The organism is Prevotella sp. (genome assembly GCF_051059605.1).
Taxonomy (GTDB): domain Bacteria; phylum Bacteroidota; class Bacteroidia; order Bacteroidales; family Bacteroidaceae; genus Prevotella.
Map to the genome: position 1 here is coordinate 2470568 of NZ_CP050883.1, position 13727 is coordinate 2484294.

Sequence of the window (13727 nt, forward strand, 5' to 3'; positions counted from 1 at the left end):
TCAATTAGTTCTTTTTAGAATTGATACTACCAACATTTCCTGTACGTTTAAGTACTCCCCATGTCTGCAATTCTCCCTTTATAGCACGCCTGTAACTCTTGAACAGCACAACATACATTATCCATCTATATGCAAAGCGTTGAGGTATTATCCACAACAGTACTCGCAATGGCTGCTTCTCAAACAGATAAGCTGCTACAGAAACACTACAATCAACGGCTGTAAACATAAGATAATAGATGAATATCTGCCATGCATTACCACTAAACAAGCCAATGATCATGAACAAATCGGCAAGTGGTGAGAAGGTTGGTATGATAAACTGAAATATCAGTATATTTGGTAAAGCCCAGAATCCGAGTCCTTTATATTTCTTTACCATCAATGCGTCACGATGTTTCCAGAATGTCTGCATCACACCAAAAGTCCAACGCACACGTTGTTTCATAAATTGCTTTATATGCTCAGGTGCTTCTGTCATTGCAACAGCACGATTCTCATTTTCTATCACATACCCAGCACGGCTGATTCTTATTGTCAAGTCACAGTCTTCAGCTAACGTGTCGGTAGTAAGTCCTCCAGCATCTTCTATTGCTTTCTTGCGGAAAGCACCGATAGCACCAGGCACTACAGTAATAGCATTTATAGCTGCATAAGCCATACGATCAAAATTCTGACTCGTTGTATATTCTATAGCTTGCCATTTAGTTAACATATTACGTTGGTTTCCTACTTTCACATTACCCGCAACAGAGCCAACTTTTTCAGCTCCAGCACGAAGGAAGTGTGACATAAGCAGTGATACCGCATTAGGATACAATTTAGTATCAGCATCAATACATACAAGATATTCTGCGTCCGTATTTAATATACCATAGTTCAGCGCCGATGCCTTACCGCCATTAGGTTTTGTTAGGATAACCATCTTTGGATTATCACTAAATGCATCGCATACACATTTATAAGTATTGTCTTTACTACCGTCGTCTACAAATATCACATTGAAATTAGGATAATCCTGATTCAACAAATTCTCTAATGAAGAAACGGCATCCACTTCCTCATTGTATGCAGGTACGATTATAGAGACCTTTGGTGCGTCAGATGTTAAAGTTACGTCTTGTTGCAGTAGCTTTTCCTTACGGCGTTCCTTTATTGTAAGACAAACCATGAACAGCAATCGTCCTATACCAAGGATGATGAAGATGATAAACATTGCTGTTAGGAACTGTATTATATCATATGTAGCTGTGACTAGAGCCAGATTGGCCTGCATTGCATAATACTCCTTTCCTTTTTCAACGTTAGGCATCAATTGGTTACGATCCCTATTGAGGATGTCTTCCAACGTTACAAACTTATACCCTCTTTTTTGGAAATATTCTATTATACGTGGCAATGCCTTTATCGTCTCTTGTCGTGTATCTCCACCGGCATCATGCAATAATATAACGTGCCCTGCACCTTGCTTGACCTGCTTTACGATTCTATTGAATATCTGATCTGCAGTTATTCCAGGCTCCCAATCCTCAGGGTCTATACTCTCACCAACATCAATATAGTTTTGTTCTCTTGCCAGAACAACTGGTACAAGTTCCTCCATATTTGCCGGTTCACTGTCGGCATTATAAGGAGGGCGGAAAAGTATAGTGGTATGTCCTGTAATACATTCAATAAGAAGTCTTGTCAGTTTCAGTTCAGCGAATGTTCTGTCTGGTGACACATTAGCCACATTACGGTGAGAGAAAGTATGGTTACCTACAAGATTACCCTCATCATATATACGTCTTACCAAAGGAACATTACGTTCTGCCTGTATTCCCACTACGAAGAAAGCTGCATGCAACTTATATTTTTTCAATATATCAAGAACCTTTGGAGTCCAGCGATAATCTGGTCCATCATCAAAAGTCAGCAGTAATTCCTTTTCTCCAGCTTCACCATATTTCATTATCTGATATGATGTAGGTATCTTAATATAATATTCTTCAGCTATAAGCGTGTTTGTGCTATCCATAACAAGTTTTATCTTTCCTTGCTTAGGAGTTTTCTTCACGTCCAGAATTTCACCGTCACCAAGATAGTTGATACCACTATTGAGTTTTAGTTCCTCAAATTCATGCTGTCCAACTTTTCCAAGTGAACTACTTTGCATGTCGTTACCATAGTATTTCCATATACGGTTATCCTCACTTCCCATACGCCAAAGTCCAAAACCTGCAAGACCGTATTCTGAACCGAAACGCATCACGTTAAACGTTGTTGCAGCATCTGTAAAATACACCTGATGCAGATAATCTCTTTCATCACGATATGCGAAATCAAGATTATATGTATTATTATCAAAGTTTATCTTTGATCCGCTTTCTGCGGCTTTTGCTAAAGCTCCCTGATAATCAAGACTGACATTACCGTTTGGATTCTTGCTCCAATCATAACCAAATGCAGCAAGACCTAATATGATTTTATTGTTTGGGACATTGAGTGCTGTACGATCCAAAGCTGCTTCTATCCATTTTTGTGAAGATACAGGACCTGGGTCACTTGACTGAGAATACTCATCATAAGCCATTAGCACCAAATAATCCAAGTATTTAGCTAATTCTTTATAATTATAGTCGTCGTTAAACGGCTCAACATCCTCCGTAACCAGAAGACCATTATTATGCATCGTAGTAGTAAGTTCCTTGATAAACGTTATCAAGTATTCATCACTATTTTCGGTTAATTCCTCAAAGTCAATGTTTACTCCAACAAAATTGTTTTTGACACATTGATATACAATGCTGTTAATAAGCTTACGTCGTTTCTTTGGATTATGAAGAATACGACTTACAACATCACCTCGGAAGGATTTATCAACATTATTAGTAAGCATCGGCATAATAGGCACCCCACTTTTACGCATCAATGCAAGTCCCTTATTATCAACCTTCAACTTCATGCCGTCGGTTTTTGGATCTATAAACATCCACTCAGGCATAACTAAATTAAGATTATGAATGTTTTGACGCAAAGAAGCATATGATTTCGGATCCCATGACACATAGAATCCGGCACGTATTCCAGCCGAAAAATCAGCCCAACTATCTACATTTTTCTGAATAAGAGAATCACTACGCCCACCAAAACGTCTCAACTTACCCAGAGTTCTCATTTTCTCCTGTGCATAGTTATTATGCAACTTCTTTTCTGATATAAATGAACGGAATCCTTTATATTCACGCGAGTATTTTGTTTCTTGCAGGAATGGCTTTGATGCCGTCATGGCACTACGGAAATCCTGGCGAAAAGGTACGCTTGGAATATGATCAATAATAAACATTGTTATAAATATAGCAATGAAAATTACCGATACGAATACAACAACTCTGATTGTCCACTTAAATTTCGTCCATCTAGACTTATTGTCTGTCTGAAAAACTTGCTTATCCATATAACCTATTTAATAAATCGTCGCAAAGATACACTGTTTTTCTGCATTATGACAAGAATTGAATATAATTAACTAAACTTTATTAATGATTTTCGGGCTACATTGTTTATATCATTTCAATTGAATCTCAATATACTTTAATTTTAATTGGAATTAATAAATTTGCGCTATTTACAACATTGTCTGCAACATTTTTTTATTAATCAACGTCTAAACATATAAAATTGATTAACGTATGGACAAAAGAATTACAATTGCATTATTACTTTTCATTACAGTATGCTGCGCAAAAGCGAACACATACTCTGTTAAAGGTAAATTAATATCAAACAAAAATATTGTTGACTATGCATCTGTCATTTTGCAAAAACAAGACTCGTCATTCGTATCAGGCGTCACATCTGATAAAAATGGGCAATTCTTTTTTGAGAATTTAAACAATGGAGATTACAGAATAGTTATAACCAGTCTTGGATTTGATGACAAAAGTATAAACATCAAACTCCAAAATGAGAATCTAGAACTTGGTAATATCTCTATGGAGTCTGCAACACATCAACTTCAAGAAGTCGTTGTAAGTGCAGCAAAAGTCATCAGAACTTCTGACAAACAAGTGGCATTACCTACTAAATTTCAGATTAAGGCTTCTAACAACGGTATAGAATTATTAAGGGCTATGCAGCTGAGTCGCTTACATATCGATCCCATTACTAACGCTATATCATCTTCTGCGCAAGGAGAAGTACAAACCCGAATTAATGGAGCAAAAGTCGATATGCAGCAGATAAAGGCACTCAGACCAGAAGATATCCAAAGAATTGAGTATCATGACAATCCTGGCATGAAATACGGGCAGAATGTTGCTTGTGTTATCGACTACATAACAAAGCGACCAGTATCTGGAGGAACGTTATCTCTTGAAAGTCGTCATTCTCCTTTTGATGGATGGGGAGAAGATCAATTGTCAGGATCGTATAATAAAGGGAAATCACAAATCGGAGTATCTGTATGGCAGAGTTATCGCGACCTTCACCAATGGCGCGACAACAGCGAAACTTTCAATTATCAAGACGGAAGTTCATTTACACGTATGGAAAACGGACAACCCGGCGCTTTAAAGATAAACAATGTGTATGGAAATATATACTATAATTATAAAAACGGAGACAAATGGTATATAAACACCACTTTGAATCTTGATTATTCGAGGTTTAAAACAAATACAAGTAGCACATTATTCCCAATTAATGACAAAAATAATTTCGTGAACATGCTTGATATCAATAACGAAAACACCACGCGTCCTTGGCTAGACATCTACTTTCAACGAAACTTTAACAAGAACAGTACGCTTATTTTTGATATTGTTGGGACATATATTCACAATGACATACAGAGAAACTACACCGAAAGTAAAGACACAGATATACAAACAGATATAAATTCCACAACTAAAGGTAATAAGCATTCTATTATTGCAGAAGCAATATATTCTATTGGGCTAATTAAAACCGGAAGTTTGAGTTTTGGATTAAACGGAAGTCAGGCTTATACTAGTAATGACTATACAGGCACAGTCAACCAAACAACAAATATGCACGATGGATATGCACGTAGCTTTGCTGAATGGAAACATAATCTAGGTAAATTCAACTATTCTTTTGGCGCATATTTATCTTATATATGGATGATACAAGGTTCAAATAGACTGCATCAGACAGAATGGTATCCAAAAGCAAGCATGAGCTACACTATTAATGATAAATCATATATAAAAGTAAGCGGAGAGCGTTCATATAAGACTCCAAGTCTTGGAGACATAAGTAATGTTGAGCAAGTTATAGATTCTTTGCAGATACGAAGAGGTAATCCTAATTTAAGTGTTAGCCACACATGGATGACGAATTTATATTATGAATGGCGAAATGACATTTTCAACGTAAATTTTAATATGAATTATCAATATAAACAAAATCCTGTAATGGAAGAAACTCTAAGAGAAGGTAACAAATTCATACGTACACAGCAAAATCAGAAAAGTTGGCAGAGCCTAAATCCCGAACTAGGGATTCAAGTTGGTCCACTATTTAAACTGTTTACATTTAATATTACTACTGGTATGAACTATTATGATAGTTATGGCTTTAACTATCATCATTATTACACCAATTGGTATTATGATGTAGAAGCTATGATGCAATACAAAAATCTGACCTTACTTTTGAAAAGCAAAAACCATTGTAACTCATTTTATGGTGAAACAATGACATCAGGCGAAAGTATAATAATGGCTATGGCTAGATATAGAATTAAGAAGGTGTCTTTGGGATTAATGGTATTCAATCCATTTTCAAGCAGACAAAGCTATAATATACCTACAATAAACTATAATAGCTTTGCGCCAAGTCATCAAACAATGCATATACGTGAAAGTGCGCGCCTTATAGCATTAACACTTAACTGGGACATCAGCTTCGGACGCAAATATGATGGTGGACACAAACTACGCAACAACGAGGATAAAGACAGCGGAGCTGTAAAAAGTGGCAAATAATAACATTTCTATTTGTAAACATTCATAAATTGCTTGATTAGCAACATGTTTTTTGCATATAGCTTTCATTTTTAGCGAGGATAATGGTAAAATCCGTCCATTTTAAATAATATTCAATAGATAATTACCATTTTATTAAATATTATTGTTATTTTTGCGCGCATGTCGATATTCTTTATATTAGAAATTCCGCAGCGCTAAGATAAATGAATTCTCGACATGTACATACTCCGACACACATTTTTGCAGATCAGAGTGTAGACGGTATTAATTATTTCGCTGCGGAAATTGTTCTTAACTATTATAAGCAAAATATCAAATGAAATTAACTAATGTAAAGCCAGCTGATGGTAAATTAGGCATCATGGTAGTAGGATGTGGCGCCGTAGCTACTACATTTATGACAGGTGTATTAATGGCACGCAAAGGTCTTGCAAAACCAGTAGGTTCAATGACCCAGTATGATAAAATTCGCGTAGGAAAAGGCAACGATAAAAAGTATTTACACTATTCTGAAATTGTACCACTAACAAAACTTGATGATATAATTTTCGGAACATGGGACATTTATCCACAAAATGCTTACCAAAGTGCAATCTACGCTGAAGTCCTCAAAGAAAAAGACATCAACCCGGTCCGTGAAGAACTTGAAAAAATAGTTCCCATGAAGGCTGCCTTTGACCACAACTACGCAAAACGTCTAGACGGTGATAATGTAAAAGACTGCAAAAATCGTTGGGAAATGGTAGAGGGCATACGTAAAGATATACAAGATTTCAAAGAAAAAAACAACTGCTCACGCATTGTTGTCATCTGGGCTGCATCAACAGAAATATACGTTCCTGAATATGAACCGATACACGGAACGTTGGCTTCTCTTGAGAAAGCAATGAAAGATGATGACCGCGAACATATAGCTCCTTCTATGTGCTATGCTTATGCTGCACTTTCTGAGGGAGCTCCTTTTATTATGGGTGCTCCTAACACCACTGTCGACATTCCTGCAATGTGGGAATTGGCAGAAAAAACCAAGATGCCTATTGCAGGTAAAGACTTTAAGACAGGTCAAACTCTTGTAAAGAGTGGTTTTGCTCCTATTATAGGAACACGTTGTCTTGGACTCAATGGTTGGTTCTCGACTAACATCCTCGGCAATCGTGACGGTCTAGTCCTTGATGAGCCAGCAAATTTCCGCACAAAGGAAGTCAGCAAGTTGTCTACATTGGAGACGATTCTCAAGTCAGACGACCAACCAGACCTATATGGCAACGTTTATCATAAGGTACGTATAAATTATTATCCTCCTCGCAATGATAACAAAGAAGGTTGGGACAATATTGATATCTTCGGATGGATGGGATATCCGATGCAGATTAAGATTAATTTCTTGTGCCGTGATTCTATCCTTGCAGCACCATTACTCCTTGACCTAACTTTGCTCAGCGACCTTGCCGCACGTGCTGGTCGGTTCGGAATACAACGTTTTTTAAGTTTCTTCCTAAAGAGTCCTATGCACGACTATACAAAGGGCGAAGAAGCTGTAAACAATTTATTCGAGCAATACACCATACTCAAAAATGCTATCCGTGAAATGGGTGGCTACGAAGCTGACCAGGAAGTAGATTAATTATTATTTGCTTTATCATAATAAAAGGCTTGAAATTGAACTTCAAGCCTTTTATCATTTAGATACATAAATAGTGTGTATATTGATTTTTTATATATCTTTGTTAAGTTATATATAACATTAGTATATAAAATCTGATATGAATTAATGAAAATACAGGCTTTTATTTCCTATCTTTGCAGTAACAATTTAAAACAATAGTTATATGAAATTAGACGGATTTGGAATTTTTGTAAAAGACATGCCGACGATGGTCAGATTCTATCGCGATGTGTTGGGATTTGAAATCAAGGAAGAAGAAAATACGACTAACGTCTATCTAGTAAAAGATGGTACTCTTTTCCTTTTATATCGCAGAACAGATTTTGAGCAGATGACGGAAAGTAAGTTCAATTACGCACATGGCACTAATGGGCATTTCGAAATAGCTTTGAGCGTGGATAATTATGATGCTGTTGACAAAGCATACAATGACGCCATCAGCAAAGGTGCTACTTCTGTAATGAAGCCAAACACCGAACCGTGGGGACAACGTACATGTTACATATCCGATCCTGAAGGAAATCTCATTGAGATTGGGTCTTTCATAAAATAGCAGCCGTTATGCAATAATAGACAGGACAATGTTTCTCAAGGAAGCACAAGAAAATATTAAGTCACATTAAGTTAGCAAGATTGGAAAAGCATTCTGACATAATCGCGTTTACCTTTGCATCTGTGATACAGAAATAGAATTATGCAACAGAAAACATCAACAAGAGAGGACTATTCGAAAAGGATCAATATCATTATCGAATACATTAACAATCATTTGACAGATGATATTGACTTAGAGACACTAGCAAGTATCGCTAACTTTTCGCCATATCATTTCCACCGCATCTTCAAAGCTTTTCTTGGAGAACCGGTCGGTGCATTTATCACAAGAATGAGAGTCGAGACTGCAGCCCGACTACTTCGTTACAGTGACATGCCCGTTCAGGAAATAGCTTACAAAGTGGGATATGATGTACCGTCTTCTCTTTCGAAAGTATTCAAGCAATTCTATGACATCACACCAATAGAGTATAAAAACAACAAAAAGTACACGATTATGAAACCATTGAAGATTAATCCTGATTTGGAACTGAAAGAAAGAGTAGTTAATTTGGAACCGATGCAAGCAATTTATGTTTGTCTTTTCGGTGATTACAAAGGTAATGATTACTGTTTGGCGTGGCAGAAACTATGGCAGTACATCCGCACATCAGGAAAATTCTCAGAAGAGATGAAAAAGGCATGTGGAACAGCACCAAAATCTGATGTTATAAAGCAAATGCTGAGTGAATGTAAAATTGCTCATGTCGGAATCTATCACAATGATCCCAAATTAACAGAAACGAGCAAACAGCAGAGTGATGTCTGTCTGACATTGCCATTCAAGATGGAACCACAAGGAGAAATAGGTGCAAAAGAAATTGCTGGTGGCAGATATGCAGCATTCCTTTACCAAGGAACATATGCAAAACTTGGAGAGGTGTATGATACTATCTTTGGGAAATACATTCCTGATGGAGGATATCAATTAGATGAAAGACCTGTATTTGAAATGTACCTCAATGATCCAGAATGCACTAAGCCAGAAGAATTGCAAACTGAGATCTATGTACCAATAGTATAACTTAATGTAGGTTGCAGACTTTGTGCTGCGACCTATTTCAAAAACAATATTAATATACAAAGAAATGAATAAGGAAGTAAAAACAGACAAAGAGTTGATAGCCTATTGCGGCTTATATTGTGGAGCATGCGGCAAGTTTATCAAAGGCAACTGCCCTGGATGTCGTAAAAACGAGAAAGCAAAATGGTGTAAAATTCGCACTTGCTGCATTAACAACAATTACCACACATGCGCAGAGTGCCAAACGAACACCCATGATTGCAAGAAGTTTAATAATTTTTTCAGCAAACTATTTGCATTGATTTTCAAATCAGACCGTGATGCATGCATAAGAAGAATTAATGATATCGGTGAACTAAATTATGCAAAAGAGATGTCAGATAAGGGAAAGATGACAATCAAAAAAGGATGTTCCAAATGCTAGACATGAAGTGTTATTAACCAAAAAGAATAACTTGAATTTTAAATAAGATATGAATGCAATTTTAGTATCATCATTGCCAATTATATTTATGCTTCATGATTTTGAAGAAATCCTCATGATGAAACCATGGGTAAAAAAGAATGAGGAATACATTTATGGGCGTTTTCCGAAATTGGGTCCAAGATTAGTTTCACATTTAAAGGATACCTCCACTGAAGGTTTTGCGCTTTGTGTAGCCATATTATTCTTTATGTTAGGAGCTGTAACACTTGCCTCTTTATGGGAAGAAAGTTATATGCTATGGATGGGCATTTTTATGGTATTTTCTATTCATATAGTAGTACATATTATCCAGTGGATTGCATTCCGCCGATACATTCCAGCCATTATCACTTCGCTACTATGCATACCCTATTGTATATATGGTATAAGACAAATAGTAAATATGTTCACGCTTTCTAATATTCTGATTTATTCATTGATTACATCAGTTATAGTCTTTGCGTTTTTATTTATTGGACATCGGTATGTTGCAAAATGGATAAAATGATACTATTAAAATAATATATAATGATAAAAGAAGAAAACTTAAATATTGCAAGAGGCTACTTCAATAATATTGAAGATCAGATTGCTTTACTTCCAGAAGAACAACAGGCTCTTGTATTTAAGAAATGCGCCATCAATTGCGTATCTAATGGAGTTTTGCCATTTCTTAAGACCAGGTACGATAAATGTGAAGGGAATTTGGATTTATTCTTTTCGGAACAACATAACTCAGAATACTCATTCCAGCGAGTGATAGAAAATGGACATATATACGAAATGGGGTATCCAAGATGCCTCTGTTTTATGCATGATATGGGATTTGCTAAATCTAAAATTCATTGCGAGTGTTCAAGACAGAGTATTCTATATGTCATGCACGAACTATTTCCTGAAATAGTCTTTAAAGTTGAAATTATCGAAACCGTCTTAGGGGGATCTGACAAATGCACATTTAAAATAATCGTTGATAAATAACTAAAGACATATATGAAAACAACCATAAAAACACTTATCTTTTCCTTTTTGTTAGCAATAATATCTTTTGATTGTAATGCTGAGAATATACTACCGTTGACATGGAATATTTCTTTTAAAAGCAACTCATGTTTTACCACACGCATGGCAAAGCAACATTCATCAATAAACACTTTGCTTTCTTGGGAAAGACAAGGGTTCTTTGCTGGTGATGGAGACTGCGAGCTGTCCAACATCTTTGGTGTATCAAACCTAAAGCCACAATATGTCTTGCATGTAAGGATGGCATGTGATGTCAACAGTATCGTAATAAATGGAGATACCATCGCAAAAAATATTAGAAATCGGTTCTGGGAGAATAAAGATACTATCGAATCATTTGTAATTGCAAGGAATATCCTGCACAAAAGTAATAACAAGATTTCGATAAATTGTTCATCGCTAGGATATACAGGCGGAGTTAGCAACACCATGATTGTTTTGCGTCCTGTTAATGGTGATAATATCGAAAGCATCAAAATTTCAATGCCGATAAAGAACCATGTATTTACTAATGAGAACAAGAAAATAACTATTCATTACCATACAAATCAGAAAGCATTTGTAAGACTTAATATTGAGAACGATTTTCATAAACCCATTATAGACAGTTTGATAGCTTTGGACAGTAAAGATTCTGTAAAGATTATCAATCTTAATAGACTATGTGCATCTCCAGGTTTCTATCAGATAACAGCATTATTGCATGGGAAAGGTTATTGCGGAGATGCTCAATGGATGGCTGTAAACCCAGAACAGATAAATTGCAGCAATACTGTTAAAAACGATTTCGACGATTATTGGACTATGGCTAAGTCGGAACTAGCTTCGATATCACCACAATATAGAATACATAAGGTAGATTCCCTTTGCATGAAAAGTAAGCGAGATGTATACATCGTTGAGATGCAGTCTTTAGGAAACATAACCATTCGTGGATATTATTTCGTACCACGTACATCAGGAAAGCACCCAGCTGTGTTGCAAGTGCCTGGTTATGGATGGGGATTTGAAAATATAGACGGTATGCTAAGCGACAATACAGACAGGATAGAATTGGCGCTTTGTGTAAGAGGTCATGGCATTAGCGCCGATGTTTTTAATCCTGGGTTTGGATTGCCTGGGATATGGGGATACAAATTATATGATAAGGACAGCGTTTCTTATCGCGGCATATACATGGATTGTGTACGTGCTGTCGATTTTCTATGCAGCAGAGAAGAAGTGGATCACGATAAAATTGCAGTAAAAGGTGGAAGTCAAGGTGGCGGACTTACTCTAGCAACAGCTGCTTTATGTTCCGATCGTATTGCTGCATGTGCATATTTCGATCCATTCCCATGTGATATGCGCCATCAGATAAAAATCCGCACCACATGCGAGACTGAACTAAAAAATGATTTGGCTTACTATGGTAATCCTTGTACATTTAATGATGTAATGAATATTCAAGATTATATTGATACTCGTTCATTCGCTTCTAAAATCAAATGTCCAGTGCTTTTTACCGTTGCATTATTTGATGATGACTGTCCTGCGCATGTAGGTTTCGCAGCGTACAATCTCATTACTTCAAAAAAACAACATGTCGTATATCCTTACGATGGACATATACAAGGTTTTACACATGATGAATATATCATGAAATGGTTAGACGGCACATTAGGTAATTGTGCAACACACCTATAATGAATATTGATAATCCAAAATTGATATAAGAAATCATACAAGCATATAGCAAGGGTAATATCAACCAATAAATATAGGCTATTGAGTCGCAAATGATTGTTTATAAACATATTATGTGGTATTATTATTTAAAAGAAATAAAAAATATCATCTTTCTATTGTGACCATTAAAGAAAAAATTACTAACTTTGTCAACGGATGTTTAATACAAATTTGGATATTGTGAAGTAAATAGCCTTATAACCTTTCGGTTATAGGTTATTATTCTGTTTCCTCGGGCATTGTTCAATGTCTGAGATGTATAAGTAATATACATTTATAAACAATTAATTTTAAACATCATGAATGATAAAAATGAAAAATCAATCAATGAATTTGATTTTAATCTAATATGTAATTATTTCTCAAGCATAGACCGCCAAGGTCCAGGTAGTGAAGAAATGACTAAATTGGCAATCAGTTATATCAAAGGTCTTTCGCCAAACAGCAAAATAGCCGACTTAGGTTGCGGAACAGGAAGGCAGACAATTACTTTGGCGCAAAATACTCCTGCGCAGATTGTAGCTTTGGATTTGTTTCCCACATTTGTAGATAAACTTAAATCACAACTTAAAACCCTGAACTTGTCTAACAGAGTAAATGCGATTATCGGTTCTATGGATGAGCTGCCTTTTGCTAATGACGAGTTTGATATGATTTGGAGTGAAGGAGCTATATATAACATCGGTTTTCAACATGGTTTGGAATATTGGCATCGGTTTATCAAGACAGGCGGTTATGTTGCAGTGACAGAAGCATCATGGTTAACAGAAAACCGCCCATCTGAAATAGCTGATTTTTGGACAGATGCCTATCCAGAAATAGACACAATTTCCAATAAGGTAAAGCATCTACAAAGCGCAGGTTATATCCCAATAGCAACTTTTGTATTGCCCGAAGAATGTTGGACAGATTGCTACTATGTGCCACAAAAGAAAGCACAAGAAATATTTTTGAGAAATCATGCTGATAATGCCACTGCTAAGGAGCTAGTAGATAACATGCGACATGAAGCAGACCTTTATTCAAAATACAAGCACTATTATGGCTATGTATTTTATATAGGCAAGAAAGTCTAAAAAGTATTACAGGTTGCTGCTTCCATAGCAGCGACCTGCTTTACTTGCAGTAAGTAAGTTGTTATTTTGGAAAGTATAACATAGTAACAGTTACAAAAGCAGGTGCATATTTGCACGCATTTAAAATGGAATTGTGAATAATAAAAAACATATAAAA

The 13727-nt window shown here is 36.1% G+C and carries 10 protein-coding genes; 9 read left to right on the forward strand and 1 reads right to left on the reverse strand.

Annotated features, from left to right (window positions below):
* Positions 1 to 4 precede the first annotated feature (4 nt).
* Positions 5 to 3436 (reverse strand): polysaccharide deacetylase family protein, encoded by a 3432-nt coding sequence (locus HEQ28_RS09730; protein WP_434502036.1) that lies wholly within the window; start codon positions 3434 to 3436, stop codon positions 5 to 7.
* 235 nt (positions 3437 to 3671) lie between these two features.
* On the opposite strand from HEQ28_RS09730, the gene HEQ28_RS09735 reads away from it, so the two are divergent.
* The 9 genes from HEQ28_RS09735 (at position 3672) to HEQ28_RS09775 (ending at position 13570) form a co-directional block, all read left to right on the forward strand.
* Complete coding sequence (locus HEQ28_RS09735; RefSeq protein WP_434502037.1) at positions 3672 to 5990, forward strand: TonB-dependent receptor; 2319 nt, start codon at positions 3672 to 3674, stop codon at positions 5988 to 5990.
* Between the two features lie 319 nt (positions 5991 to 6309).
* Complete coding sequence (locus HEQ28_RS09740) at positions 6310 to 7617, forward strand: inositol-3-phosphate synthase (protein ID WP_434502038.1); 1308 nt, start codon at positions 6310 to 6312, stop codon at positions 7615 to 7617.
* Between the two features lie 205 nt (positions 7618 to 7822).
* The gene (locus tag HEQ28_RS09745; protein WP_434502039.1) at positions 7823 to 8212 is read left to right on the forward strand and encodes a VOC family protein; all 390 of its coding nucleotides are present in this window, start codon (positions 7823 to 7825) and stop codon (positions 8210 to 8212) included.
* A gap of 141 nt (positions 8213 to 8353) precedes the next feature.
* Entirely contained in the window at positions 8354 to 9277 is a 924-nt protein-coding gene (locus tag HEQ28_RS09750; RefSeq protein ID WP_434502040.1) for an AraC family transcriptional regulator, read from the forward strand.
* Between the two features lie 64 nt (positions 9278 to 9341).
* Positions 9342 to 9701 (forward strand): DUF3795 domain-containing protein, encoded by a 360-nt coding sequence (locus HEQ28_RS09755; RefSeq protein WP_434502041.1) that lies wholly within the window; start codon positions 9342 to 9344, stop codon positions 9699 to 9701.
* A 49-nt stretch (positions 9702 to 9750) separates the two neighbouring features.
* A complete protein-coding gene (locus HEQ28_RS09760; protein ID WP_434502042.1) occupies positions 9751 to 10251 on the forward strand; it encodes an HXXEE domain-containing protein in 501 nt (166 codons plus the stop codon).
* 20 nt (positions 10252 to 10271) lie between these two features.
* The gene (locus tag HEQ28_RS09765) at positions 10272 to 10724 is read left to right on the forward strand and encodes a hypothetical protein (RefSeq protein WP_434502043.1); all 453 of its coding nucleotides are present in this window, start codon (positions 10272 to 10274) and stop codon (positions 10722 to 10724) included.
* A 144-nt stretch (positions 10725 to 10868) separates the two neighbouring features.
* Entirely contained in the window at positions 10869 to 12452 is a 1584-nt protein-coding gene (locus HEQ28_RS09770; RefSeq protein WP_434502044.1) for an acetylxylan esterase, read from the forward strand.
* A 341-nt stretch (positions 12453 to 12793) separates the two neighbouring features.
* Positions 12794 to 13570, forward strand: coding sequence for a class I SAM-dependent methyltransferase (locus tag HEQ28_RS09775; RefSeq protein ID WP_434502045.1), 777 nt, complete (start codon positions 12794 to 12796; stop codon positions 13568 to 13570).
* Positions 13571 to 13727 lie beyond the last annotated feature (157 nt).